General features: G+C 67.9%; 26 protein-coding genes. 13 read left to right on the forward strand and 13 right to left on the reverse strand.

What is annotated here, in order from left to right; genetic code table 11:
* Complete coding sequence (locus OG804_RS00605) at positions 1–768, forward strand: enoyl-CoA hydratase/isomerase family protein (RefSeq protein ID WP_328392721.1); 768 nt, start codon at positions 1–3, stop codon at positions 766–768.
* Positions 769–825: 57 nt separating this feature from the next.
* Positions 826–1,413, forward strand: a complete 588-nt coding sequence (locus OG804_RS00610) for an NAD-dependent epimerase/dehydratase family protein (RefSeq protein WP_328392723.1) — start codon at positions 826–828, stop codon at positions 1,411–1,413.
* 101 nt (positions 1,414–1,514) lie between these two features.
* On the opposite strand, the gene OG804_RS00615 is transcribed toward OG804_RS00610, so the two are convergent.
* A complete protein-coding gene (locus tag OG804_RS00615; RefSeq protein ID WP_328392725.1) occupies positions 1,515–2,378 on the reverse strand; it encodes an SDR family NAD(P)-dependent oxidoreductase in 864 nt (287 codons plus the stop codon).
* Positions 2,375–3,139: an SDR family NAD(P)-dependent oxidoreductase gene (locus OG804_RS00620; protein ID WP_328392727.1), complete on the reverse strand. Its 765-nt coding sequence runs from the start codon at positions 3,137–3,139 to the stop codon at positions 2,375–2,377. The genes OG804_RS00615 and OG804_RS00620 overlap by 4 nt, the downstream gene beginning before the upstream one ends.
* 101 nt (positions 3,140–3,240) lie before the next feature.
* On the opposite strand from OG804_RS00620, the gene OG804_RS00625 reads away from it, so the two are divergent.
* Both OG804_RS00625 and OG804_RS00630 read left to right on the forward strand, forming a co-directional pair.
* The gene (locus OG804_RS00625) at positions 3,241–4,389 is read left to right on the forward strand and encodes a thiolase family protein (RefSeq protein ID WP_328392729.1); all 1,149 of its coding nucleotides are present in this window, start codon (positions 3,241–3,243) and stop codon (positions 4,387–4,389) included.
* Positions 4,386–5,336, forward strand: coding sequence for an ArgK/MeaB family GTPase (locus OG804_RS00630; RefSeq protein WP_328392731.1), 951 nt, complete (start codon positions 4,386–4,388; stop codon positions 5,334–5,336). Before OG804_RS00625 ends, OG804_RS00630 begins: the two co-directional genes overlap by 4 nt.
* Positions 5,337–5,392: 56 nt before the next feature.
* On the opposite strand, the gene OG804_RS00635 is transcribed toward OG804_RS00630, so the two are convergent.
* From OG804_RS00635 to OG804_RS00650, 4 genes are read right to left on the reverse strand one after another with little or no spacing between them, the layout of a single operon-like run.
* Positions 5,393–5,806, reverse strand: coding sequence for a nuclear transport factor 2 family protein (locus OG804_RS00635; RefSeq protein ID WP_328392733.1), 414 nt, complete (start codon positions 5,804–5,806; stop codon positions 5,393–5,395).
* Between the two features lie 2 nt (positions 5,807–5,808).
* The gene (locus tag OG804_RS00640) at positions 5,809–6,885 is read right to left on the reverse strand and encodes an NAD(P)H-dependent amine dehydrogenase family protein (RefSeq protein WP_328392735.1); all 1,077 of its coding nucleotides are present in this window, start codon (positions 6,883–6,885) and stop codon (positions 5,809–5,811) included.
* Positions 6,886–6,917: 32 nt separating this feature from the next.
* On the reverse strand, positions 6,918–7,772 hold the full coding sequence (locus OG804_RS00645) for an acyl-CoA thioesterase (RefSeq protein ID WP_328392737.1): 855 nt from the start codon (positions 7,770–7,772) through the stop codon (positions 6,918–6,920).
* Positions 7,773–7,820: 48 nt separating this feature from the next.
* Positions 7,821–8,477: a TetR/AcrR family transcriptional regulator gene (locus OG804_RS00650; protein ID WP_328392739.1), complete on the reverse strand. Its 657-nt coding sequence runs from the start codon at positions 8,475–8,477 to the stop codon at positions 7,821–7,823.
* A gap of 183 nt (positions 8,478–8,660) precedes the next feature.
* Between OG804_RS00650 and OG804_RS00655 the strand changes: the two genes are divergently transcribed.
* The 4 genes from OG804_RS00655 (at position 8,661) to OG804_RS00670 (ending at position 12,164) form a co-directional block, all read left to right on the forward strand.
* Complete coding sequence (locus tag OG804_RS00655) at positions 8,661–9,659, forward strand: acyl-CoA dehydrogenase family protein (protein WP_328392741.1); 999 nt, start codon at positions 8,661–8,663, stop codon at positions 9,657–9,659.
* Between the two features lie 123 nt (positions 9,660–9,782).
* Positions 9,783–10,571 (forward strand): enoyl-CoA hydratase, encoded by a 789-nt coding sequence (locus tag OG804_RS00660; RefSeq protein ID WP_328392743.1) that lies wholly within the window; start codon positions 9,783–9,785, stop codon positions 10,569–10,571.
* 197 nt (positions 10,572–10,768) lie between these two features.
* On the forward strand, positions 10,769–11,278 hold the full coding sequence (locus OG804_RS00665; protein ID WP_328392744.1) for a hypothetical protein: 510 nt from the start codon (positions 10,769–10,771) through the stop codon (positions 11,276–11,278).
* A gap of 334 nt (positions 11,279–11,612) precedes the next feature.
* Positions 11,613–12,164 carry a hypothetical protein gene (locus OG804_RS00670; RefSeq protein WP_328392746.1) on the forward strand — a complete coding sequence of 184 codons (552 nt, stop codon included), beginning with the start codon at positions 11,613–11,615 and terminating at the stop codon, positions 12,162–12,164.
* A gap of 60 nt (positions 12,165–12,224) precedes the next feature.
* On the opposite strand, the gene OG804_RS00675 is transcribed toward OG804_RS00670, so the two are convergent.
* From OG804_RS00675 to OG804_RS00705, 7 genes are all read right to left on the reverse strand, one after another.
* On the reverse strand, positions 12,225–13,097 hold the full coding sequence (locus OG804_RS00675) for an acyl-CoA dehydrogenase family protein (protein WP_328392748.1): 873 nt from the start codon (positions 13,095–13,097) through the stop codon (positions 12,225–12,227).
* Between the two features lie 3 nt (positions 13,098–13,100).
* Positions 13,101–14,204, reverse strand: coding sequence for an acyl-CoA dehydrogenase family protein (locus OG804_RS00680; protein ID WP_328392750.1), 1,104 nt, complete (start codon positions 14,202–14,204; stop codon positions 13,101–13,103).
* Positions 14,205–14,274: 70 nt separating this feature from the next.
* Positions 14,275–14,691, reverse strand: coding sequence for a nuclear transport factor 2 family protein (locus OG804_RS00685; protein ID WP_328392752.1), 417 nt, complete (start codon positions 14,689–14,691; stop codon positions 14,275–14,277).
* Positions 14,675–15,910, reverse strand: a complete 1,236-nt coding sequence (locus OG804_RS00690) for a metal-dependent hydrolase family protein (RefSeq protein ID WP_328392754.1) — start codon at positions 15,908–15,910, stop codon at positions 14,675–14,677. The genes OG804_RS00685 and OG804_RS00690 overlap by 17 nt, the downstream gene beginning before the upstream one ends.
* A gap of 2 nt (positions 15,911–15,912) precedes the next feature.
* A complete protein-coding gene (locus OG804_RS00695; RefSeq protein WP_328392756.1) occupies positions 15,913–16,248 on the reverse strand; it encodes a hypothetical protein in 336 nt (111 codons plus the stop codon).
* On the reverse strand, positions 16,238–17,500 hold the full coding sequence (locus OG804_RS00700) for an aromatic ring-hydroxylating oxygenase subunit alpha (protein ID WP_328392758.1): 1,263 nt from the start codon (positions 17,498–17,500) through the stop codon (positions 16,238–16,240). The genes OG804_RS00695 and OG804_RS00700 overlap by 11 nt, the downstream gene beginning before the upstream one ends.
* Positions 17,501–17,504: 4 nt before the next feature.
* Positions 17,505–18,035 (reverse strand): carboxymuconolactone decarboxylase family protein, encoded by a 531-nt coding sequence (locus OG804_RS00705; RefSeq protein WP_328392760.1) that lies wholly within the window; start codon positions 18,033–18,035, stop codon positions 17,505–17,507.
* A gap of 343 nt (positions 18,036–18,378) precedes the next feature.
* Between OG804_RS00705 and OG804_RS00710 the strand changes: the two genes are divergently transcribed.
* Genes OG804_RS00710 through OG804_RS00730 form a run of 5 tightly spaced genes read left to right on the forward strand, consistent with a single transcriptional unit; the run spans position 18,379 to position 23,654 of the window.
* Positions 18,379–19,752 carry an ABC transporter substrate-binding protein gene (locus OG804_RS00710; RefSeq protein WP_328392762.1) on the forward strand — a complete coding sequence of 458 codons (1,374 nt, stop codon included), beginning with the start codon at positions 18,379–18,381 and terminating at the stop codon, positions 19,750–19,752.
* Positions 19,753–19,758: 6 nt separating this feature from the next.
* Positions 19,759–21,885: a branched-chain amino acid ABC transporter permease gene (locus OG804_RS00715; RefSeq protein WP_328392764.1), complete on the forward strand. Its 2,127-nt coding sequence runs from the start codon at positions 19,759–19,761 to the stop codon at positions 21,883–21,885.
* On the forward strand, positions 21,863–22,576 hold the full coding sequence (locus OG804_RS00720) for an ABC transporter ATP-binding protein (protein WP_328392766.1): 714 nt from the start codon (positions 21,863–21,865) through the stop codon (positions 22,574–22,576). The genes OG804_RS00715 and OG804_RS00720 overlap by 23 nt, the downstream gene beginning before the upstream one ends.
* Positions 22,573–23,280, forward strand: coding sequence for an ABC transporter ATP-binding protein (locus OG804_RS00725; RefSeq protein ID WP_328392768.1), 708 nt, complete (start codon positions 22,573–22,575; stop codon positions 23,278–23,280). Before OG804_RS00720 ends, OG804_RS00725 begins: the two co-directional genes overlap by 4 nt.
* Positions 23,277–23,654, forward strand: a complete 378-nt coding sequence (locus OG804_RS00730) for a hypothetical protein (RefSeq protein WP_328392770.1) — start codon at positions 23,277–23,279, stop codon at positions 23,652–23,654. Before OG804_RS00725 ends, OG804_RS00730 begins: the two co-directional genes overlap by 4 nt.
* The last annotated feature ends 182 nt before the right edge of the window (positions 23,655–23,836 follow it).

Here is a 23,836-nt window from a genome sequence, read left to right on the forward strand (position 1 = left end):
ATGTACGATATGCCAACGGAAATCGACGTCCGGGCCGAGGGCTCCTTGCGGATCGTGACCCTCAACCGGCCCGACGCCCTCAACGCCGTGGACGACGCGCTGCACACCGGGCTCGCCCGGCTGTGGCCGCGGCTGGCCGAGGACCAGGACGCCAGAGCCGCCGTCCTCACCGGCGCCGGGAAGGCGTTCTCCGCGGGCGGTGATTTCACCTACCTCGAAGAGCTGGGACGCGATACGGCCTTGCGGGAGAAGACCATTGCGCACGGGCGGGATATCGTCCTCGGGATGGCTCGCTGCCGGGTGCCGGTGGTGGCGGCGGTCAATGGACCGGCGGTCGGGCTCGGCTGCAGCCTGGTGTCACTCAGCGATATCGTCTACATGGCCGAAACCGCCTATCTCGCAGACCCGCACGTCCAGGTGGGACTGGTGGCCGCGGACGGCGGCCCGCTCACCTGGCCCCTGCACACGAGCCTGCTGCTGGCCAAGGAATACGCGCTCACCGGTGCGCGGATCTCCGCCGAACGCGCGCGCGAGATCGGCTTGGCGAATCACATCGTGGCCGATCCGCTGGCCGAGGCACTGGCCTGCGCGAAACGGATCGCCGAGATGCCGCGCCAAGCGGTCGAGGCGACCAAACGGGTTCTGAACATGCAGCTGGAGAAGGCGGTGCTCACCACCCTCGACTACGCCACCACAGCGGAGTACCAGTCGTTCCAGACCGACGATTTCCACGCCACGATCACCCGGCTGACCTCCGGCAAGAAATAGGCCCATCCGCGGGACCGGCGCCGTGGCGCTGCCGAATCGGTGGCATAGGCTGGGCCGATGCGAATTTTCCTGGCCGGTGCGACCGGAGTCGTCGGGAGTCGGCTGCTACCGCTGCTGGTGGCCGCCGGGCATCAGGTGGCGGGGACGACCCGGTCGCCGCAGCGTGCCGAGTCCATCCGTGCCGCGGGCGGGGAGCCGGTCGTCTGCGATGTGTACGACGCCGCCGGCCTCACCGCCGCGATCGTGGGTTTCCGGCCCGATGTCGTGCTGCACCAGCTGACCGACCTGCCCGATGACGCGGCCCGGATACCAGAGCGGGTCGCCGCCAACGACCGCATCCGCACGGAGGGTACGAGCAATCTGATCGCGGCGGCGAAGGCGGCGGGGGCGAAACACTTCCTGGCCCAGAGCATCGCCTGGGATCCGCCCGGCCGGGGTGACGTCGTCGCAGCGCACGAACAGGCTGTGCTGGCGATCGGCGGCGTGGTGATCCGGTATGGGCAGTTCTACGGGCCGGGTACGTACTATCCCGACGAGATGCCCGGCCACCCGCGGATAGCCATCGACGACGCCGTCGCCCGCACCGTGCCGCTGCTGGAGGCGCCGAGCGGTGTGGTCGTACTCGCCGACGAACCGGGCACCTGATCGATCTGTGGCGTCGAGCGCCGGAAACTCATCGCCGACGATCCGGCCCGTGACCGGGTGCGGCCGCGTCGTGCGGGACCGTACCCGGTAACCGGCTGCGATCATGGTGCGATGAGCAGGGATTCCGAGCGTTGGATCGTTCCGGTGGTGCCGGTGCCGTCCTGTGCGGCGAGCAGGGCCGCCGCCGCGCCCATCGTCTCCGGTGGTTCCACCATCTCGGGTGGGATCTCGCGCCCGCCCGCCGCCTGCCAGCCCTCGGTGAGCACGACGCGGGACGGGCTCAGGCAGTTCACCGCGATATTGTCCGGCCGCAGATCGGTGGCCAGGCCGAGATAGAGGCGTTCCACCGCGGCCTTGGACACCCAGTACGCATTGGAGCCCCGGTCCGTCATCCCCACCCCGGTGGTCGTCACGGCGACGAGGGACCCGCCGCCGCGGGCCCGGATATGCGGGATCACCGCCCGGGTCACCAGGAACACCCCGGTGAGGTTCACGTCCAGGCACAGCTGCCAGCGTTTGAGCGGGGTGGTCTCGACCGGGCCCAGCCAGAGCACGCCCGCATTGGCGACCAGGACGTCGATCCCGCCGAGTTCGGCGACGGCGGTCGTCACCGCGTCGGCCACCGACTCTTCGCTGGTCACATCGCAGTGCACCGGAAGGGCATGTCCCCCGACCGTTTCGATCCGTCCGGCCACCTCGTGGATCGTCCCCGGCACTCGTCCGGTGTGTTCGGAGCGCGCGGCGACCGCGACGGTCGCGCCCTGCTCGGCGAGGGCCACCGCGATCGCGGCGCCGATACCCCGGCTGGCCCCGGCGACGAAGGCGACCTTCCCCGCCAGCGACCGTGCGGTGTCCGGGGCGGGTGTGGCCGCCGGCGTTCCGGTGCCGCCGCCCGGTCCGGGCGCGCCGGTCCGGGCGGCCGGTCCGGCTCCCGTGGTGCGGGCCGGGTCGGCGGATCCGCTCATTTCGGCGGGAAGCGCAGGGCGCCGTCGAGGCGGATGACCTCGCCGTTGAGGTAGTCGTTCTCGACGATCGACTGCACCAGCTGTCCGTACTCGGGGGAGCGGCCCATTCGTTTCGGGAACGGGATCTGTGGCGACCAGTACTGCTCGAGCTGATCGGCGGCCTTGCCGTAGGCGGGGGTGTTGAATGTGCCCGGGGCGATGGTGACCACTCGGATGCCCAGTGGGGACAGGTCGCGCGCGGCGACCAGCGTCATCCCGATCACCCCGCCCTTGGCGGCGGAGTAGGGCAGCTGTCCGATCTGGCCCTCGTATCCGGCGACCGAGGCCGTATTGACGATCACCCCGCGCCCGCCCTCCTCGGTGGGTTCGGATTCGGCGATGGCCGCGGCGGACAGGCGCATCACGTTGAACACCGCGATCAGATAGAACTCGATGGTGGTGCGGAATCCGTCGAGCGGCAGCGGGGAGCCGTCCTTGCCCACCAGTCGTCCACCGGCGGCGGGGCCACCGTGGGTATCGACCGAGATACGCAGCGGGCCCAGGGACTGCGCCTCCTCGACCGCCGCGCGCACCGACTCCTCGCTGGTCGCATCCGTGTGCACATAGCGGACGCCGAGCTCGGCGGACAGTTCCTTGCCCTTGTCGTCGGCGACATCGGCGACGACCACCTTCGCTCCGGCGGCGTGCAGACGCCGGACCGTGGCTTCGCCGAGTCCACCGGTGCCGCCGACGACCAGCGCTGAACTTCCCTCGATCTGCATAACGTCTTACCTCTCTTGCGATTCTCGCTCTCAGATTGAGAGAATACTATTCTCATGTATATCGGCAAGATCGTCGACGTGGGGGAAACTGGAGAGAACTGATGCCTGAAGCCGTCATCGTATCCGCGCTGCGCACCCCGATCGGGACCGCCGTCAAGGGAACTCTGCGCGAAACCACCGCCTTCGACCTGGCCCAGCACGTGGTCGAGGCGACGACCAAGCAGTTGCAGACAGATGTGCCCATCGACGACCTGGTCCTCGGCGAAGGCCGGTACGGCGGTGGTGTGATCGCCCGGCACGCGGCGATCACCGCCGGACTGACCGGTGTGCCCGGTCTCGCGCACAACCGCCACTGCGCGGCGGGAATGGCGGCCGTGCAGACCGCCGCGGCCGGTATCCGGGCCGGGATGGACCGGCTGGTGCTCGCGGGCGGGGTGAACGCCGACTCCACCGCCCCCAAGGCGCGGTTCCGGGTCGGCCCCGACGAATGGGTCGATCCGTGGACCTCCCCGTCGCATCCGGACCGGCCGGACGCGCCGAACCTGGACATGTCGATCACCGTGGGCTGGAACGCCGCGGTGAAATCGGGGATCTCCCGCGCGGACCTCGACGCCTGGGCGCTGCGGTCGCATCGCAACGCGATCGCGGCGATCGACGAGGGCCGGTTCGACGACGAGATCGTGCCGATCGATACGCCGTTCGGGCAGTTCGCGGTGGACGAACATCCGCGCCGGACGACCACCCTCGAGAAGCTGGCGTCACTGAAGGTCCTGCACCCCGAGATCGAGGGTTTCTCGATCACCGCGGGCAACGCCGCGGGAGCCAATGACGGCGCCGCGCTGCTCACGGTCGCCAGTGGCGACCTGGGCCTACCGGCGCTGGCCACGGTCCGGGCCTGGGCCTCGGTGGGAGTGGATCCCGCCGACACCGGCCTGGCGCCCATCGAGGCGATCACCAAAGCGGTGCGCAAGGCGGGCGTCTCGCTCGGCGATGTGCAGCTGTTCGAGATCAACGAGGCGTTCGCATCGGTCCCGATAGCGGCCGTGCGGGCACTGGATCTCGACCCGGACCTGGTGAACGTGAACGGCAGCGGCTGCTCGCTCGGGCATCCGGTGGCGGCCACCGGCGCCCGGATGATCGTGACCACGATCCACGAATTGCGCCGCCGCGGTGGCGGTCTGGCGGTCGTGGCCATGTGCGCCGGTGGCGGCATGGGATCGGCGACGGTGCTCGAGGTCGCTGCGCCGTGAGCGGAGACGGTATCGCCGGCGCCCGGTCGCCGGCGGACCTGATCGCCGCCGCGCGTGCCGGTTCGGTGCGCGCGGCGGGGCGGTTGCTCACCGCGATCGAGGGTTCCCGGCGCGACGAGGTGCTGCGGCTGCTCGAACCCGCGACCATTCGCGTCGTCGGTCTCACCGGGCCACCCGGCGCGGGCAAGTCGACCACCATCGCGGCCGTGGTGAGTGCTTACCGGTCACAAGGTCTGCGGGTGGCCGTGCTGGCCGTCGACCCTTCCTCGCCGTACAGCGGCGGCGCGCTGCTCGGCGACCGCATCCGGATGGCCGCCCATATCGACGATCCGCAGGTCTTGATCCGCTCGATGGCGACCCGCGGGCATCTGGGCGGACTGTCGGCGGCGGTGCCCGCGGCGATCCGGCTGCTGGCCGCACTTGCCTATGACCTGGTGGTCATCGAATCGGTGGGGGTCGGGCAGTCGGAGATCGAGATCGCGGCGGTGGCGGATCCGACCGTCGTGGTGCTCACCCCGGGAGCGGGCGACGCAGTTCAGGCCGCGAAGGCCGGTCTGCTCGAGGTGGCCGATCTGCTGGTGGTGAACAAGGCCGACCGGGCGGGCGCCGACCGGACAGTGCGCGAACTGCGTGCTGAATCCGATGTCCCGATCCTGACCGCGGTCGCCGCGGACGGTACCGGTATCCCGGAGCTGGTGGCGGCCATCGACGCCCATCATCGCGCCGACACCGTCGCGCGCAGGGCCGCGCGTGCCCGGACGCAGATTCTGTCCCTGGCCTATAGCCGGTTGCGCGCGCATCCTGAACTCGATGCCCTGGCCGGCGCGGTCGCGGCAGGCCGGTGCGACCCCTACACGGCCGCGGAGCTGCTGGCCCCGCGAGTCGGTGGGCTGTCGGCCGCGGTCGCCCCCTCGGCCGACCCGCCCGCCGACGCCGTCCGGCGGTGACGACCGCGTACGCAGGGTATTCGAGCCTGTGGGCAGTATCCCTCCGGCAGTTCGGCTCAGGAACTGTCCCCGGGCTGAAAGTCGGTGTGCAGCCGGGTCAGCCGCTGTGACCGGATGCGCCAGCTGCCGTCGACCTTCTCGTAGTTCTCGTGGTAGTGCCCGAATCCGTGCACCCGGGTGCCGTCCGGCCAGGTCAACCGGTCCTCCATCGCCCAGATGCCCTGTGCGGTGGTCGGCGTGAGCAGTTCGATCTCGGGAGTGTGGCCGTGGTGGATCGTCACCGCCGGGCCGATCCGATCGGTGAGGAAATCGACGAACACGTCGGCGCCGGTGATCACCTCACCGCCCGACCCGGATACATCGATGACCACGTCATCGCAGAACAGCTGCCGGAACCCGGACCAGTCCTTGGTGTCCATCAAGCGGAAGTAGCGCGCCTTCAGTGCGCGAATGGCCTCGTAGTCGTCCATGTTCATCCCAATGTCGCGGTGATCGGGGGCAGGTCCAGCACCGTCCGGATACCCGGTGGCGCCGCGCAGACGTACCCGACGGCGTTGACAGCGCGGTTGGCCGTATAGGACGGGGAGTGTTCGGCCATCTCCTCGAGCGGGAACGGGAACACCATATCGATCTCGAGGGGAGCGTCACCCAGAACCGACAGATGCCAGCCGGTGGGCCGGATATCCCAGCCGGTCTCCGCGTCCGCTCCGCAGTGCCAGATGGCCCGGAAGCGTGCCACGGTGCGGCCCTGGTGCTCTCCGGAGATCGTGATGCGCTGGGCCGCCACCGTGCCCTGTTCGATGGTGCCGGCCGCGATCGTGAAGGTGTGGCCCGCGGTCGCGACCTCACCGGTCGCGGTGACCGTGTCCAGGGGCAGACCGATCCCGTCGGCGAGCAAGCGCAGGGACGGGCCGAAACTGTCGCGCAGGTGGTCGAGTCGCGCTCGCGCGAAATCCGTGGGAGGACTGCCGAATCCCATCACATCGAACAGGATTCCCGGTGAGTTCCGCTGGGACAGGTCCGCGTATTCCTCGATGATCAGCGAATCCAACCGGCGCTGGATCGAGGTGAGGACCAGCGGCACCGCTTCGGTGATGAAACCCGGGCTGCTGCCGGTGCTGTGGATCGAGGTGTCACCCGCCGAACAGGCCGCCGCCACCCGGGCCCGGATCTCGGGATCCATGCTCGGCGGGTGATGGAAGACGCCGCAGGTGGTGACGATGTTCGCGCCTGCGGCCAGGATTGCGCAGACCTCGTCGATATCCCAAGCCTGCGGCATATAGAGCACGCAATCCGGTTCGTGGCCCAGGATCTCGTCGATATCGCCGGTCGCGCGGATGCCGGTGGGGGTGTTCAGGTCGCAGAGTTCGGCGGCGTCGCGCCCGTGTTTGTCCGCGCTGTGCGAGTAGACGCCGGCCAGGGTGAGATTCGGGTGGGAGACGACCGCGCGCAGGGCTCGGCGGCCGATCGTCCCGGTGGACCATTGGGCCACCCGGTACGGGCCGCCGGCATACCGGCCGGCCGGGGAGGTGCGGGGTTTCGGTTCCATACTGTTCTCTGTCCGTAGGCGATACCGGCCGGTCAGGGGCGGAAACGCAGCAGTGCCTCTTGGGCGAAAGAGGCCACCAGGGCGCCGTCGGCGGTGATCACGTCGCCGCGACCGTAGGCACGCCCGTGGGCCATGACCGGGCCGCTGTGCCGCAGCAGCAGCCAGTCGTCGCAGCGGAAGGGGCGGTGGAACCAGAGCGTGTGCGAGGTGGTGGCCGAGGTGAACTCGGTGCCGTTGCCGCTGTGATCGAACCCCTCGACCGGCCGCAGGACCGTGCCGATCACATTGAGATCGGAGGCGTAGGCCACCAGGCCGGGCGCCAGTTCGGCGCCGACCTCGGGAGTGCGCATCCACAGGTCGTATTCGGCCGGGCCCGCCGACTTGTCGGTGAGATCGGCGAGCGAGCGTGTCTCCCAGGGGATCAGCCCGATCTCGATCCGCTGATCGGGCCCCGGCAGCGGCGGTACCGCGTCGATCTCCTGGTTCTCCCGGCCCTCTTCCATCGCGGTCATGGACAGCAGCGCGGTGGCGATCACGTCACCCTTCTGCCGGGCGACGATGGTCAGCGTGGCGAAGGAACGGCCGCGATGCTGCGGCTGGACCACGTAGTACACCGGGGCGTCGCTCTTGCCTTCGCGCGCGAAGATCACGTGCACGGACTTCACCGTCTTGTCGGGACAGGCGAAGACGGCCGCGCGCAGGAACTGGGCGAGCAGTTGGCCGCCGAACAGGCGGTGGTACTCCAGCTGCTGGTTGGGGCCCTCGAATACCGACAGGGTGGCCTGCGGGTCGGGGGCGGGCGCGGCGGCCTCGTCGGCACCCTGCGGCGCGGTCGGCCGCAGGCGCAGATCCATACACGCGAGGAGATCGGTCCAGAGATCGGGCATACAGCGAGTGTAAACCCGTATCTCCTAATTTGAGAACGGTATTCTCACCTAATCCGCGTGCGCGAATCCCCGGGCGCAGAACTCCCAGATCTCCTCGGCCGAGATGGGGTACGCGGTCTCGTCGTCGATGCCGCCGTTGGACTGCGCGGTGAACATGACCGTCTGCATCACCATGGCCGCCATGCGCCGGGGATTGACCTCGGTGCGCAGCAGTCCGGCCTCGTCGGCGTCGATCATGAGTTCGGTGAACAGCGCGAGCAGCGGTGTGTGCGCGACCTTCACCTGAGCCGGGTGGCTGACCAGCAGTTGCGGTGCGAAATCGGTGAACAGCGGGCGCTGTGCGGTCGGATCGGGCCGGCACAGTTCGTACAGGAGTTCCACGGCCAGTTGCAGGCGATCCAGGGCGCTGTTCTTGCCCGCGGCGGCCGCGCGGATCTGCTCCGCGGTGCGGCTCAGCGCATCCTCGAACAGTGCCAGCAGCAGTTCGTGCTTACCGTCGAACTGCAGGTAGAAGCTGCGCAGGGACTGTTTCGACCGATCCACGACCTCCTGGACCGTGAAATCGGTGGTGCCCTTTTCGGTGATGATCGCCTGGGCGGCATCGAGAAAGCGCTGGACCCGCTGTTCGGCGCGCAGTTTCGCGGTGCGGATGGAGCGCTCGACGGCGCGCTGCTTCCAGGCCGGCTCTTCGCTTGGGCTGGTCACCGGGCGTCCCGTCCGATCCCATCGATCCCGTCTGTGGAGAACATGAGTGCACTGTACCGGAGAACGTCCCATGTCTGGGCAGGCACGTCCCATGTTCGGTGCCTTGAGGAGACTATTAATTTCATCTCAAGAGAATGCTATTCTCCTGAACGTAACGCAACCCCGCCACAGGAGGCAGCCCGGATGCTCTTCGAGTTCGATGCCGATCAGCGGCTGCTGCGCGATACGGTGCGAGAAGTCACCGCGAAAGAGTGCCCGCCCGCGGTGATCCGCGAGATCGTCGACGCCGGCGCGGACCCGGGCCGGGTCTGGAAGACCTATGTCGATCTCGGGTGGACCGAACTCGTCGAACCGTCCGAAACGGTGGAACTGGCCATCGTCCTCGAGGGTTTGGGCCGGGCGACCGACCCGACGCCCTATCTGGCCACGATGACCCAGTTCGCGCCGCTGGCGGCGGGTTCGGGCACTCCCGACGGAGCCGGTGCCGCCGTGTTCGAGGGGGTTGTCGCCACCCGTGACGGTGACGGCTGGCTGCTGAGCGGCACCGCCGCGCCGGTGCTGGACGGTGACCGCTGCGATCGCCTGGCCGTGGTCACCGACGCCGGTGTGTTCGTGGTGCCCGCCCATGCCGTGACCACTCGGCGTACCGCCGCATTCGATCCGGTGCTGCACCTGGCCGAGGTCACCTTCGACGCGGTCCGGGTCACCGACGGCGACCGCACCGACGCGGACCCGGAACGCGCCCGGCAGCTGGCGGTGACGGGCCTGGCGCTGACCACGGTGGGCGCCTGCCAGCGAATACTCGATCTGGTCCTGGACCATGTGCGGACGCGACATCAGTTCGGCACCGCTATCGGCGCCTTCCAGGCGGTACAGCACAAGGCCGCCGATATGCACACGGCCGTCGAGCGGGCGCGCGCGCTCGCGTACTTCGCCGCCCTGTGCCTGGCCGAGGACGATCCGCGCCGCGGACTTGCGGCCGCGATGGCGAAAGCATCGGCAGGGGAATGCCAGTCGACGGTGTTCCGCCACGGTGTGCAGTTGTTCGGCGCCATGGGATTCACCTGGGAGAACGACCTGCAGTTCGCGATCAAACGCGCCAAGGCCGGCGAACTGTTGTTCGGCGGCGCGGCGCACCATCGCGCGGTGGTCGCCGCGGAATACCTCGCGACCGCGCGGTGATCGGCGACACGAGGGGATAAGGCCCTCCCGGCGGCCGGGCGGACCGGCGCCGGGTCGGCGCAACAAACGGAATGCGAGCGCCGGGTCCGCACCTGGTGTTCCCCGGAACCGAGGAGCATTGTTTTGTCGTATATCGACTACGAGGTCGCCGACAAGATCGCGACGATAACCCTGAACCGGCCCGAGGCCGCCAATGCGCAGAATTCGGCATTATTGGACGAATTGGACGCGGCCTGGACCCGGGCGGCCACCGACGACGATGTCGTGGTGATCGTGCTGAACGCGGCGGGGAAACATTTCTCGGCCGGGCACGACCTCAAGGACGACAGCTGGCCCAAACCGGACAAGATCACGCTCGACTGGATCTATCAGACCGAGAGCCGCCGCTATCTGGAGTACACCCTGCGGTGGCGGAATGTGCCCAAACCCTCGATCGCGGCGGTCCAGGGCCGGTGTATCGCCGGCGGGCTCATGCTGTGCTGGCCGTGCGATCTCATCATTGCCGCCGATAACGCGCTGTTCTCCGATCCGGTCGCGATGATGGGCATCGGCGGGGTCGAGTACCACGGGCACACCTGGGAACTCGGACACCGCAAGGCCAAGGAGATCCTGTTCACCGGGCGGGCCGTCACCGCGCAGGAGGCCGAGCAGACCGGCATGGTGAACATGGTGGTGCCGCTGGAGGAACTTCCCGGGAAGACGGCGGAGCTGGCCGGCCGGATCGCGCAGATGCCGCCGTTCGGGTTGCGGCAGGCCAAGCGGGCGGTGAACCAGACGCTCGACGTCCAGGGTTTCTACGCCGCCGTGCAATCGGTTTTCGATATCCATTCGACCGGTCACGGAAACGCGCTGAGTGTGAGCGGGTACCCGATCCTGGTGGATCTCGAACAAATGAAAACGAACATCAAATAGATACGAATCGGGGGACCGACCCGTTCGCGCGGAATCGATCCCCCGATATCGGAAAGTGCCGGCCACCGAATGGAAACCGGCGATCAGGGATTCTTCTGACACGGGTAGCGTAACCGAATTACGACAGCCCGGAACCCTGTTTCCGAATTTCCCGGATGGGCATCGATTCGACAGTGTCCATCGGAAAGGTTTCCGCCATGCGCCTCAGTAGAACCCGGCGTTCCGCCGCATTGTTCGCGATGCTCACCCTGACGGCCGCGGCCGTCGTCGGCTGCGGTGATTCCGAAGACGACGCCGCCGCTGCCACCTCGGCTCCGGCCGCCACCAGTTCGGCGGCCGCCGCCGCGGCGTCCCCGGAGGTCCAGAAGGAGATCACCGACGCGTTCGTCACCTTCTTCGACGGGACCGCTCCACCCGCGACCCGGGCGGGGCTGGTGGAGAAGGGCGATGCCTTCAAGCCCTTCCTCGAGGGAATGGCCTCCGACCCGCGCGCCTCGGGAACCAGTGTGACCGTGTCCGGTGTTCAGGTCGTCGACGACAAGACCGCCGACGTCACCTACACGCTGCTGCTGGGTGGCAATCCGGTGCTGCCGGATCAGTCCGGGCAGGCGATCAAGGAAGGCGACACCTGGAAGGTGGCGGCGATGACGTTCTGCGCGTTGCTCGCCGTCCAGGGGAGCGGTCAGGCCATTCCCGCCTGTAGCTGATCACGATTCGCCGAATATCCGTCTCATTTCGTCTTGCGCACCCGTCGCGCGGGCATCTCCGTGCGACAGGCGGTCCGCCCCCCGGACGTCTCGTACCGGTTGCGCAGGATCGGTAGGACACCCGGCCGGGCCGGGTGCCGGCGAGTGGGGATGGTGCAGTGCAACGGTGCGCACCGGCCATGGCCGGTGCGCACCGTTGTTTATAGGATAGCTATCCGTTCAATTGCACCGAATTCGCCTTTACCCCACAATGTCCCGGGCTAAACTTCCGGCGGCACCTGCGGTAACTGTGTTTCCGGAGCTGCGCATCATCACTCTGCAGAAAGACGAATCGATGTCACGAAGATGCCGGGTAGCTCGTATTGCCGCCGCGGGCGGGATCGCGGTCGCGCTGACCGCGATCACCGGTTGCGGTAACTTCTTCGGCCCGGACAACTGTTATGTACTACCCACCCCCGGGGCGACGCCGGGCGCCACGGTCGAAAACGACGCCGCGCCAGTGGGCGCCGAAGCGGGCGTCGCATCCACGGATTCCCCGATCGCCGCGAGCGCCGCGATCATGGGCGTCTACGAGGCATTCTTCGACCCCGCCACCTCGACCTCCGATCGGGTCGCCCTGGTCGAACGCGGTGCGGAATTCGAAGCCGAGATCTCGGGCATGGCGAATCACATCCGGACCGCACTCACCACGGTGGAGGTCGCGGATGTGGTGCTGACCGAACCGGGGGAGGCCGAATTGCGCTTCACCCTGAATATCTCCGGAAATACGGTCGTGGACGGTCAATTGGGCCACGCGGTCCGGGAAGCGGACGGCTGGAAGATCGCCGCGTCCACCATGTGCGGTCTGGTCGCCATCTCCGGCGGCGTATCGCAGGCCTGCGCCTGATTCACCGGGGGTATCGAGCCACCGCCCTGGCGCGCCGGCCAGGGCGAGACGGCAGTTCCGTCACAGATGCGCGAGTCGCGGGGCGTAGCCGAGATTCCGCAGTGTCGCACCGGCCTCCCGGGTGAGTTCCCGGGAACTGCCCAATAGTCCGTCCAGCATCAGGGCCCGCTTGTAATGGCGGTGGAATTCGTGTTCGGACGTGAAACCTGTGCCGCCCAATACCTGCTGGCAGTTCCGTGCCGTCACGAGCGCCGCGCGACCCGCCGCGGCCTTGGCCAGCAGGGCGCTCAGCGCCTCGGACTCCTCCGGCCGGGGGCTGCCGGTATCGGGGTGAGCCGGCTGGTGGGCATCGCCCGGCGAGACCGTGAGAGCGGCCTCCGCGCCCTCGATGGCGACCAGCGTCTCGGCGAGGCGGTGCCGGATCGCCTGGAAACCGGCGACAGGCCTACCGAACTGGTGCCGCTCGAGGGCATGCGTGCGAGCGAGGGCGAGCATCGCGCGCGCCGACCCCACCAGCCACCAGCCGAGCGCGCGCCGAGCCGCGTTCTTCGGTAGATCCGCCGCGGCGGGCAATTCGGTGGTGTCACCGAGTCGCAGCAGGGGCAGGCCGGGATCGAGCAGGTCTTCGGTGTCCGGGAGGTCCCGGTGACTCCAGCGCACCCAGGTGCCCCCGGTGAAGGGCAGCGGCAGCGACTCCCCGAGCGGCCGGCCCGCCGCGTGCGCCACCACATCGTTGATCAGCGGCGCCTGGGCCCCCGTCTCGCCGAGCAATCGGAAGACCAGGGCGACGGCGATCTCCGCGGTGTCGGCGGGCCCGGTGAGGAGATCGTGCCAGCCCAGGGCGCACAGCGCCGGATAAAGGTTCGGGCCGGTGGACGTGGTCATGGTCTTGCGGAGCGCGTCGGTGAGCAGAGTCTGTTCGGCGGTGTCCACCGCTCACTCCTTTCCCAGGTCGAGCAGGCGCCGGGCGATGATATTGCGCTGGATCTCGGCGGTGCCGCCGTAGATGGTCGCCGCCCGGGAATACAGGAATTCCGAACGCCATTCGGTGTCGGCGAGTTCGACGACCCCGGGCAACAGATCGCGGGCGGTATCGAACAGCTGTTGTTCGGCGGTCGCCAGCAGGACTTTGTCGATGGAGGTGTCGGGCCCGAGCACGGCGCCGCCGGCCAGTCGCCGCTGGGTCGCCCGGGACCGGCAGCGGACGGTGTGCAGCGCCAGATAGGCGGCGCCGAGTTCGGCGTCGTCTCCGTCGGCGGTCTGGTCGAGCACGCGGTCGAGCCGGGTGAACAGATGCGCGATCCGATGCCAGAAGCAGGTGGACCGCTCGTAGGGCAGCAGATCCATCGCGACCCGCCAGCCGTCTCCGGGCCGGCCGAGCATCCGATCGGCGCCGACGACGACATCATCGAAATACACCTCCGCGAATTCGTCCACACCGTGCATGGTGCGCAGCGGACGTACGGTGATCCCCGGCGCGTCCATATCGACGAAGAACGCCGTGATGCCGTCGTGGCCCGGACCGGTCCTGGTCAGCAGTACACAGCGGGAGGCGAACTGCGCCAGGCTGGTCCACACCTTCTGGCCGTTGATCACCCAGTCCGATCCGCGTTGTTCGGCACGGGTCCGCAACGAGGCCAGGTCCGAGCCGGAGCCCGGCTCGGAGAAGCCCTGGCACCACTGTTCGCTGCCGTCGAGCAGGCGGGGCACCATCCGCGCGGCCAGTTCCGGGCGCGCGTAGGAGATCATGGTGGGGGCGAGCACCTCGACCATGGAATAGATACCCGGTTCGGCCAGGCCGCGGGTCGCGACCTCCTCACCGAGCACGGCCCGCAGCAGCGGTTCGCCGCCGAGCCCGCCGACGGACTCGGGCCAGCCGTAACGCATCCAGTCACCGTCGAACAGCGCCCGCCGGACCCGGGCCAGCTGCGCGACCTGCGCGTCGAAGCCGGGCTCGGGTCCGGGGGAGAGGTCGTGCTCGTCGAGCCAGGCACGCAGTCTCGACCGGAATTCCTCGACCTCCGGACCTGACCCGCTCATACCGTGTCCATGGGGTATGAGCGAGGGCCCTGCGTGGTCACGCTTCGCTTCCGCCTTCGGGCCTGACCGCTCATACCGTGGGCCGCTCGAAGGCGTGCGGGATACCGGAATCGTGGATACCGCTGCGCCGGATGAAGGTCATGGCGCGGGTGCGCAACCGCCAGCCCTGCTCGGTGCGCAGATAGGTATCGCTGTAGTAGCCGATCCGCATATCGTGGCTGGACTGCTCGACGAAGCACAGCGGCTGGGTGCCGGTGCCGGTATCGCCGTCCAGTTCGATGAGCGGAGTCCCGGTGAGGAACAGTCCTCTGGGGGCGGCGTCCACTAGTTCGGGGAATACCTCGAGGGTGTAGATATCGCCGAACGCGCTGTAGGTGCCGTCGGGGGTGAACACACCGATCAAGCCGTCGATATCGCCCTTGGTGATGGTCACCGCGTAGCGGGCGAGCAACTGCTGGATCTCGATCAGGTCATCGATTGCCGCCATAGACCTTTCCGCCTTTCATGACGAACCGCACCTGCTGGGTGACGGTGATATCGGCCAGCGGATCGCCGGGTACCCCGATCACATCCGCGAGCAGTCCTTCGGCCAACCGGCCGCGATCGTTCACCTGGATCAGATCGGCCGCGACGACCGTGGCCGCGCGCAATACCGACAGCGGGTCCAGGCCGCGTTCCACCAATGCCACGAGTTCGTCGGCATTGCGGCCGTGCGGAATGGCCGGCGCGTCGGTACCCACCGCGATCTTGACCCCGGCGTCGAAGGCCGCCTTCACCGAAGTGCGTGCCTTCGGGAACATCTCGGCGGCCTTGGCCTGCAACTCGGGGGCGGCCTTGGATACGTCCATGGCGTCGGCGAGCCGGGTGGTCGGCACCAGATAGGTGCCGGCCCGCACCATCATGTCGATGGCTTCGTCGTCCACCAGGAAGCCGTGCTCGATACAGTCGATCCCGGCCCGGACCGCCTCCTTGACCGCCTCCGCGCCGTGGGTGTGCGCGGCGACACGCAGACCGCGCCGGTGTGCCTCGTCCACGATCGCGCGTAGTTCCTCGGTCGAATAGTGCTGTGCACCAGGAGCGCCCGTCAACGACATCACTCCGCCGGACACGCAGATCTTGATCAGCTGAGCGCCGTGCTTGATCTGGTACCGGACCGCTTTGCGTACCTCGTCGACACCGTTGGCGATGCCCTCCTCCAATGTCAGCTGCAGGACATTCGGTGCGAACGCGGCGAACATCGTGGGATCCAGATGCCCCCCGGTCGGGGTGATGGCGTGGCCGGCCGGCACGATTCGCGGCCCGTCGATCCAGCCCGCGTCGATCGCTTTACCCAGCGCCACATCCAGGAGGTAGCCGCCGGTCTTGACGAACAGTCCGAGGTTGCGCACGGTGGTGAACCCGGCGCGCAGGGTGCGCCGGGCATTGCCCACCGCGCGCAACATGCGCAGTGGTGGGTCGTCCTGCACCGAGGAGACGAGGCCGGTTTCGCCTCGCCCACCCATCAGCAGGTTGACCTCCATATCCATGAACCCCGGGAGCAGGATGAGATCGCCCAGGTCCAGGACCTCGTCGGATTCTCCCGCCGCCGCTCCGGCGCCTCCCTCGCCGACTCCGACGATCCGATCGCCCTCGATGCGCAGGATGCCGGGCCGGATGATCTCGCCGGTGTCCACGTCGAGGAGCCCGGCGGCTCGCAGAGTCAGCATGCTCACACCACCGGCTCCCGCACGATGTCCAGGTACGCCGCGCCGCTGTCGGGCACTCGGGGCTGCTTCCAGACCTCCACCGGGAACGAGGCCATCACCAGGGATTGCATCAGGTGGAAGAGGTTGCGCGCGTCGTCGGGGAGGTCGTCGAGGTCGAACCGGTCGCAGTAGGCGATGGCGTCCTCGAGCCGCGCCATACCGGCGTCGTAGAAGTCCTGCATCTCCGGCATGGTCGAGGCGAGGCGTTTGGTGTAGCGCTCGGGCTCGGTCGCCAGGATCCAGTCCTCGAACCTCGCCAGATCGGCGAATTCGGCGGGCAGTTTCGACTCAGTTGCCATTGCGGTACTCCTTGACCTTGTCCTGGGCGGTCTTGTGCAGGTGGCGCAGCAGGATCTCCTGATCGTTGAGCGGGAAATCGGTGACTGTGCGGGTCGCGATCATCGTCTGGGTGGCCTCGAGGGTGTTGGCGTCCTGCAGCGCGTATTCCTTGAAGGTCACTCCCGCCAGCTCCTGGGCCAGCCGTTCCCGAGCGTTCTTCGCGGGCACGAAATACAGGTTCGCCTCGAAGATGTGTTTGTTCACCGCGGTCGGCCAGTAGTGGTAGGTGAGGTACCAGCCGGGCGCCCAGAACAGCAGCGAGAAATTGGGCCAGATCTCGAATTCGTCCACGCCCCAGGCTTTGTGACCGGCCGGATTGATGCCCACGGGCAGTGGATCCAGGCCTTCGATATCGGGCCGGTCCCACGGCCCGAACAGGCCGCTGCGCAGGATGCGCTCGATCGGCTTGACCATGTTCAGATCCTTGGGCGGCGCCATCCCGCCCCAGGACGAGATCATCGAATGCGGCGGCTGCAGGTCGTAGTGCAGCGCCTCGTAGCCGTAGCCGGCGAGTTTGTCCGCCTCGTCCTTGACCGCCTGCTTCATGTGCAGGATCGGTGCGTGGTAGAACTCGGCGAAGGCGTCGATGAACAGCTTCCAGTTGCTGCCGACCTCGGCCTTGTAGCTGAACACCTCGGTCATCTCATGGAACGGATAACCCTCCAGCCCCTTGATCATCGGACCGAGGAAGGTCGTCAGCGGTTCCGCGTCATGGTCGAGGTTGACGAAGATGAACCCCTCCCACACCTCGCAGCGCACATCTTTGAGTCCGTAGTCGGCGCGGTCCAGGCCGAAGAATTCCTTCTCCTGCTGGACGAAGGTCAGTTCGCCTTCGAGGCTGTAGCGCCAGGCGTGGTATTTGCAGGTGAACTGTTTGCAGAAGCCCGAGGTCTCCTCGTTGGGGAAATCGTCCCAGACGAGTTTGTTGCCCCGGTGGCGGCAGACGTTGTGATAGGCGTGGATCTCGTTGTCGTTACCGCGGACGATGATCAGCGAGGTGCCCGCCGAGGGGAGTTCCTTGGTGAAGTAGCTGCCCTTGCGCGGTAGCCGTTCCACCCGGCCGACATTGAGCCAGGTGCGCTTGAAGATCGCCTCGCGCTCGTCCTCGTAGAACTGGGGATCGATGGAGTCGGAGTAATCGACCGGTTCGGTGCCCAGGTCCGGGTAATGCTCGGTCCAGCTACCCGCTGCCGGTTTGTTGAAGTGTGCCAAGGGACTACCTCTCGTACTCGGATCGGACGCCGAAGGTGTTGAAAGCCGCGGCGAGCGTGTTGTAGGTGCCGACGGTGAAGATGAGATCCATCCGCTGGTGTTCGTCGAGCTGTGCGCACAGCGCGTCCCAGGTGGCGTCGGACAGGTTGGCTTTCTCGTCGAGTTCGTCGACCGCGCGCAGGATCAGCTGATCGAGATCGCCGGCGGCCTCGCCGCGGCGGACCGCGTCGATCTCCGGCTCGGTGATCCCTTCTTTCAGAGCTGCTTCTCGGTGGTGATTCCACTCGTAGACACAGTCGCGCAGATGCGCGACCCGCAGAATGGCGAGCTCGCGCAGCCGGGCCGGAAGCGCGGACTCGAACAGCAGATGGACGTTCAGGGTGAGGAACGCCTTGGTCAGCGCCGGATGCCGGACCAGGGTCGACAGGGCGTTGCTCGCGGATTCCGGATTGCGCAGCCGGCGCGGAAGCATCACCCGCAGCGCGGCGTCGACTTCCTCGTCCCACTGGTCCGCGGGGAGCGGCGGAACACGCATCGGGCCTCCTCTCGATGAGAATGGTATTCTCGTTTACGGATAACAGGTTTCCATGCGGCGAGCCGTTAGTCAACGTGGAGGCTTATCGACAGGTCGCGGGCCTGTGCCGACTCGGTGACGCGGAAGTGTTCCGCCGGCGGATCGCGCTCCGCGCGGGTCGGGGTACTCGAAAAATAGGATATTGATTCTCGATAAGTGAGAAGCTAGTTTTCATTCACCGAGAGCTCGGGAAACGATCCGGTCCGCCGGGAGGTCCGAGGCGGAGCTCGGTGTACGGGCGGGCCATATTTCTCGCCCGATGACGATCGGCTGGCCGATGGGGCCCAGCGCAGAAAGGACCGTCGTGAGACCGAAGCGCATAGCCGCCGGCCTGCTCGCAGTGGCGTTGCTCGCCACTGCGGGTTGTGGAGGCCGTACCGGTAGTGAAACCGAGAACTCCTCCTCGGAAGAAACAGTGGTCGCCGATTTCGGTGATCTGACCGGTGTCTGCAAGGGCGGCGACGCCGCGGGCGCCCCGACCCAGGGCGTCACCGACAGCGAGATCACCGTCGGCGTCTTCTCCGACGTCGGCTACTCGAAGAACCCCGAATTCATCGATGCCGCCGAGGTCTTCACGTCCTGGTGCAACGCGGCGGGCGGAATCAACGGCCGCAAGATCACGACACAGACCCACGATTCGAAGGTGATGGCGGTCCGCCAGAAGATGGTGGAGGCCTGCCGCACCGATTTCGCGCTGGTCGGCGGCGGCGCCGGACTGGACGGCCTCGGTACGAAGGAACGCCTCGAATGCACGCTGCCCGATATCCCGGCGCAGGTGTCGCAGCAGCCCAACCTGGGCACCGATCTGCAGGTGATTCCCTCGCCGAGCACCTACGCCCACTGGGACCCCTACAACGCGTTCCGGCAGTGGCTGACCAAAGAGGCCTACCCGCAATCCGCCGGTGCCGTCGGCATCATCAACGGTGACTCCCCGGTCACCAAGGTCCTCGGTGACAAGGCCGTCGAATCGCTGAACGCGATGGGCGCCAAGGTGATCTACAACCAGCTGTACCCGGTGGGCGGGGTGACCGACTGGACACCCTACGCGCAGGCCATCAAGAACAGTGGAGTGCGCGGGCTGGTCTGGTACGGCGAGGACGGGCCGCTGACCAAACTCGAGGAGAAGCTGACCTCGATGGACTACAAGCTCGACTGGATCGATCCGAACAACAACGCCTTCAGGCCCGACTATGTCGACCTGCTCGGTCGCTCGGCGAGCTTCCAGAACAATCTCGTCGACCTGGGCGGAGTGGTGCCGCCGCAGCTGGCCGACCAGTCTCCGGCGATGCGGCAGCTCCAGGATCTGTACAAGAAGTACGCGCCCGATGCGGTGATCACCCTCCCGGCTGTGCGCGCCTTCTCGGCCTGGCTGCTGTTCGCGAAGTCCGCGAGCAGCTGCGGTGCCGAACTGACCCGGACCTGCTTGATCCAAGCTGCTCAGCAGGAAGCCGCCTGGAGCGGCGGCGGGCTGCACAGCCCGAACGATCTGACGAACCGGGACGCCCCGCCGACCTGCTTCAATGTCATGCGGGCCACGCCGGAGGGCTGGAAGGCCCCGGAATTCGCCGCCGACAACGGCCTGTTTCGGTGCAACACCCCGCCCTACCGTTACACCGGCAACTACGGTGAGCCGCTGACGCTCGCCGATGTCGGCAAGACCATGGCAGACGTCAAGTAACCCGTCATGGATCAATTCCTCGCCTTCGGGATCGTCGGGCTGAGCACCGCGGCCGTCTACGCCGTCATCGGCAGCGGTCTGGTGCTCACCCATACGACGACCGGGATCTTCAACTTCGCGCACGGCGCCGCCGGAATGATGGCGGCCTTCTCCTACTGGCAGCTCACCGCCGGGTGGGGAGTGCCGGTACCGATCGCGCTGGCGGTCGTACTGCTGGTGCTGGCGCCGCTGTCCGGTCTGCTCGTGGAACGGGCACTGCGGGCTGTCCAGGGGCTCGGTGACGCGGAGAAACTGGTGATGACGGTCGCGCTGCTGAGCGGCCTCATCGCGACCGCGCGCTGGATCTGGGATCCGATGCGAGCGCGTACGCTGCCCACCTTCTTCCCCGACGCCGAACCGCTCCGGCTCGGCGCGGCGACGGTCACCTGGCATCAGGCGCTCACCATGCTGGTGGCCGTCGCGGTGGCGGTGGCGCTGCGGGTACTGCTGTTCAACACCCGCACCGGTGCGGAGATGCGGGCCACCGTGGACGATCGGGCGCTGGCCGGGCTCACCGGCGCGGACCCGGTCCGAGCGAACCGGGTCGCCTGGATTCTGGGCATCGAATTGGCCGCGGTGGGCGGGATTCTCATCGCGCCGACGGTGTCGCTGGACGCTGCCACACTGTCGCTGCTGATCGTCAGCGCCTACACCGCGGCGATCTTCGGGCGGTTGCGCAGCCTGCCCATGACCTTCTTCGGCGCCGTCGTGGTGGGTCTGATGGAGAGCTACCTGACCGGATATCTGCCGCAGAACGAGTACCTTCCGGGTCTGCGGCTGGCGGCGCCGGCACTGCTGTTGCTGGCCGCGCTGCTGCTGTTCCCGCACGGCCGACTGCGCGGCAGGGACCGCAAACTCAGTCCGGTACCCACTCCGTCGCGCAGCGGTGCGGTGTTCTTCGCCGCGGTGATCGTGGTGCTCGGTCTCATGGTCGCCACCACACTGGGCGAAAGCGATCTGATCGCCTACGGGCCGATGTTCGCGTTCGGGGTGATCGCGTTGTCGTTCGTACCGCTGTCCGGATACGCGGGGCAGATCTCGCTGGCCCAGCTGAGCATGGCGGGCATCGGGGCGGTCGCCTACGCGCATCTGGCCCCGGACGGCCAGTGGTGGGGGTTGATCGGGGCGGTGCTGATCGCCGCGATCGCCGGTGCGCTGGTCGCGATACCGGCACTGCGATTGTCGGGTGTGTACCTGGCCCTGGGCACCGCCGCGTTCGCGGTGATCCTGGACCGCTGGATCTTCACCCTGCCCGCGTTCGAGATAGCCGGGGTACGGATCTCGTTCTTCGACCAGGGATCGGTCGAAGTGGCCGGGGTGACATTCTTCGGGCTCGAGCTGGACACGGCCGCGGGGATCACCGTGTTCGCGGCGGTCTGCCTGGCGGTGGCCACCCTCGGGGTCGCGGCACTGCGGCGCGGGCGGTTCGGCCGGCGACTGATCGCCCTGCGCGACAGCGAGGCCGCCTACGCCACGCTGGGCGGGAACCTGTTGCTGGCCAAGGTCGCGGTCTTCGCGCTCAGCGCGGGGCTGGCCGGTCTCGGCGGCGCCCTCTACGGGATGCAGATGGGGTCGGTGACCCCGGAACAGTTCAACTTCGTCGCCGGTATGCCGATCTTCCTGGTGGCGGTGTTCGCCGGGCTCGGTGCGCTGGGCAACGGCCTGTTCGTCGGCGTCGCGCTCTACGGGCCGCTGCTGGCGGTGCCGGTGCTCTTCCCGTCCACCGAGAACTTCATCCACGTCATCCCGGCACTGGCCGGTATCGCCTTCGGCGGCGGCGTGGTGAGTCACGGCGCCGTGGCACGGATCCGGGAGGGTTTCGAGCCGGCGATCCGCAATCGGGTCGCGCTGGCGACGATGGCCGGCATCCCGGTGGTGCTGTGGTTGCTGCGCCTCGCCGGTGTGATCGACGGCTGGATCCTGTTCTGGGGTTCGGCGATCGGTGTCTTCGCGGTGCGGATCTGGGCGAACAACCGGGAACAGCGCGCGGCGGCGTCGGAGTCGGACGTACCGGTCGAGTGGTGGGGTGTGAAACGACCGTGGCGGGCCGCGGACAAGGAGGTGCTCGAGCATGCCATCACTGCTGCACGTTAGCGATATCACGGTCACCTTCGGGGGCCGCAGAGCGCTCGACGGCGCCGGCCTGCGGGCCGAAGCGGGACAGGTGACCGGACTGATCGGGCCGAACGGGGCGGGCAAGTCCACCCTGTTCGACGTGATCTGCGGGTTGCGGCGACCGGCATCGGGCCGGATCCACCTGGGGGAGCGCGATATCACCCGGCTGGCCCCGGCGCGTCGGGCCCGGCAGGGGATGGCGCGGACCTTCCAGCGGCTCGAACTGTTCGGACGGCTCTCGGTCCGGGACAACCTGCTGGTCGCGGCCGAACTGGGGCCGCAGCCGCGGCAGGCGAAAAGGATCGCCGACGAGATCATCGATCGCCTGGAACTCGGCTCCCGAGCCGGGGATCTCGCCGACGCGCTGCCCACCGGCCTGGCCCGGCTGGTGGAAGTCGGGCGGGCGCTGGCGGTGCGGCCGACCTTGCTGCTGCTCGACGAGCCCGCCGCCGGCCAGGACAGTACGGAAACGGATCGCTTCGCCGACCTGTTGCGCTCGGTCGCCGCCGACGGCACCGCCGTAGTCCTGGTGGAACACGATATGGGGCTGGTGATGAGCGTCTGCGATCACATGTACGTCCTGGATCTCGGCACGGTGATCGCCGACGGACCCCCGGATGTGATCCGGGCGAACGAACAGGTGCTCGCCGCGTATCTGGGGGCCGCATGACCACCATGCTCGAACTACGCGGTATCCGCGCGGCCTACGGTGCGATCACCGTGCTGCACGGTGTCGATCTGAGTGTGCGGGCGGGTGAGGTGGTGGCGCTGCTCGGGCCCAACGGCGCGGGCAAGACCACCACGCTCGCGGTCGCCGCCGGAGTGCATCCGATCGCGGACGGCGAACTGCGTTTCGGCGGCCGCACGGTGAACGGGGTCGATCCCCGCGGTCTCGCCCGAGCCGGGGTGTGCCTGATCCCGGAGGGCCGGGGGATCTTCCCGAATCTCACGGTGCGCGACAACCTGCTCATGATGACCTTCACCGGGACGCCGAAGGCACAGATCGAGGAGATCGCGTTCGCCCGGTTCCCGATTCTGGCCCAGCGGGCCGATCAAACGGCGGGCACGCTGTCCGGCGGCGAACAGCAGATGCTGGCGCTGGCGCGTGGCCTGGCCACCGATCCGGCGGTGCTCATGCTCGACGAATTATCCATGGGTCTGGCGCCTTTGGTGGTGGGGCGACTCTACGAGCAGGTGGCCGAGATCGCCCGGCAGGGGGTCGCGGTGCTGATCGTCGAACAATTCGCCGCCGCGGTACTGGATATCGCCGACTCCGCCGCCGTGCTGGTCCGCGGCCGGGTCGAACATCAGGGCCCGCCCGACTCCGGGCTGCGCAACGAATTGGCCACTCTCTATCTAGGAAGTTCCTCATGACCGAATCATCACGTGCGGACCGTTTCGTCCAGGAGCTCGCGGACCTGAAGATCCCCGACCCCGCCGCCGGGCACGGTGCGCTGTGGTTGCGCGCCGGGGTGACCCTGCTCGTCCTCGGCCCGGTGGTCGCGGTGCTGGCCTATCTGATGTCGCACAACACCTCCGACGCCCTGGTACAGCGCGACGCGCTCACCATCGCGCTGGCCGGGGTCGCGCTGAGCATCGTGGGTGCGGCGCTGTTCCTGCGGTATTCCTTGACCGGCGTGCTGCGGTACTGGATGGCACGGCAGTCCTACGACCTGGCCCTGCTGGCCGACCGGCTGCCCGATCGCGCCGGCGAGGAATACGACGAGGTCGGGGTCCCACAGCGGTGAGCCGTTCCGGTCCACAGCGGCGGGCTGCTCCGCGCGCAGTGGTGATCCGTGCGTCAGGACAACGGTGACCCGCTCGAATGGATGCCGGTGAACCGTTCGAGATGTATCGGTGCGGCGCCGGACGGCGCGGCCGCCCGGCCGGACAGTGGTGAGCCGCTGATTGTTCGCGGTGACGAGCCGGC

This window comes from Nocardia sp. NBC_00416, from assembly GCF_036032445.1.
Classification (GTDB): domain Bacteria; phylum Actinomycetota; class Actinomycetes; order Mycobacteriales; family Mycobacteriaceae; genus Nocardia.

Excerpts from the sequence above, each read along its gene's own strand:
- OG804_RS00605 (WP_328392721.1), top strand. The coding sequence starts at position 1 with ATGTACGATATGCCAACGGAAATCGACGTCCGGGCCGAGGGCTCCTTG.
- OG804_RS00610 (WP_328392723.1), top strand. The coding sequence starts at position 826 with ATGCGAATTTTCCTGGCCGGTGCGACCGGAGTCGTCGGGAGTCGGCTG.
- OG804_RS00615 (WP_328392725.1), bottom strand. The coding sequence starts at position 2,378 with ATGAGCGGATCCGCCGACCCGGCCCGCACCACGGGAGCCGGACCGGCC.
- OG804_RS00620 (WP_328392727.1), bottom strand. The coding sequence starts at position 3,139 with ATGCAGATCGAGGGAAGTTCAGCGCTGGTCGTCGGCGGCACCGGTGGA.
- OG804_RS00625 (WP_328392729.1), top strand. The coding sequence starts at position 3,241 with ATGCCTGAAGCCGTCATCGTATCCGCGCTGCGCACCCCGATCGGGACC.
- OG804_RS00635 (WP_328392733.1), bottom strand. The coding sequence starts at position 5,806 with ATGGACGACTACGAGGCCATTCGCGCACTGAAGGCGCGCTACTTCCGC.
- OG804_RS00640 (WP_328392735.1), bottom strand. The coding sequence starts at position 6,885 with ATGGAACCGAAACCCCGCACCTCCCCGGCCGGCCGGTATGCCGGCGGC.
- OG804_RS00645 (WP_328392737.1), bottom strand. The coding sequence starts at position 7,772 with ATGCCCGATCTCTGGACCGATCTCCTCGCGTGTATGGATCTGCGCCTG.
- OG804_RS00655 (WP_328392741.1), top strand. The coding sequence starts at position 8,661 with ATGCTCTTCGAGTTCGATGCCGATCAGCGGCTGCTGCGCGATACGGTG.
- OG804_RS00665 (WP_328392744.1), top strand. The coding sequence starts at position 10,769 with ATGCGCCTCAGTAGAACCCGGCGTTCCGCCGCATTGTTCGCGATGCTC.
- OG804_RS00670 (WP_328392746.1), top strand. The coding sequence starts at position 11,613 with ATGTCACGAAGATGCCGGGTAGCTCGTATTGCCGCCGCGGGCGGGATC.
- OG804_RS00680 (WP_328392750.1), bottom strand. The coding sequence starts at position 14,204 with ATGAGCGGGTCAGGTCCGGAGGTCGAGGAATTCCGGTCGAGACTGCGT.
- OG804_RS00685 (WP_328392752.1), bottom strand. The coding sequence starts at position 14,691 with ATGGCGGCAATCGATGACCTGATCGAGATCCAGCAGTTGCTCGCCCGC.
- OG804_RS00690 (WP_328392754.1), bottom strand. The coding sequence starts at position 15,910 with ATGCTGACTCTGCGAGCCGCCGGGCTCCTCGACGTGGACACCGGCGAG.
- OG804_RS00695 (WP_328392756.1), bottom strand. The coding sequence starts at position 16,248 with ATGGCAACTGAGTCGAAACTGCCCGCCGAATTCGCCGATCTGGCGAGG.
- OG804_RS00705 (WP_328392760.1), bottom strand. The coding sequence starts at position 18,035 with ATGCGTGTTCCGCCGCTCCCCGCGGACCAGTGGGACGAGGAAGTCGAC.
- OG804_RS00715 (WP_328392764.1), top strand. The coding sequence starts at position 19,759 with ATGGATCAATTCCTCGCCTTCGGGATCGTCGGGCTGAGCACCGCGGCC.
- OG804_RS00720 (WP_328392766.1), top strand. The coding sequence starts at position 21,863 with ATGCCATCACTGCTGCACGTTAGCGATATCACGGTCACCTTCGGGGGC.
- OG804_RS00725 (WP_328392768.1), top strand. The coding sequence starts at position 22,573 with ATGACCACCATGCTCGAACTACGCGGTATCCGCGCGGCCTACGGTGCG.
- OG804_RS00730 (WP_328392770.1), top strand. The coding sequence starts at position 23,277 with ATGACCGAATCATCACGTGCGGACCGTTTCGTCCAGGAGCTCGCGGAC.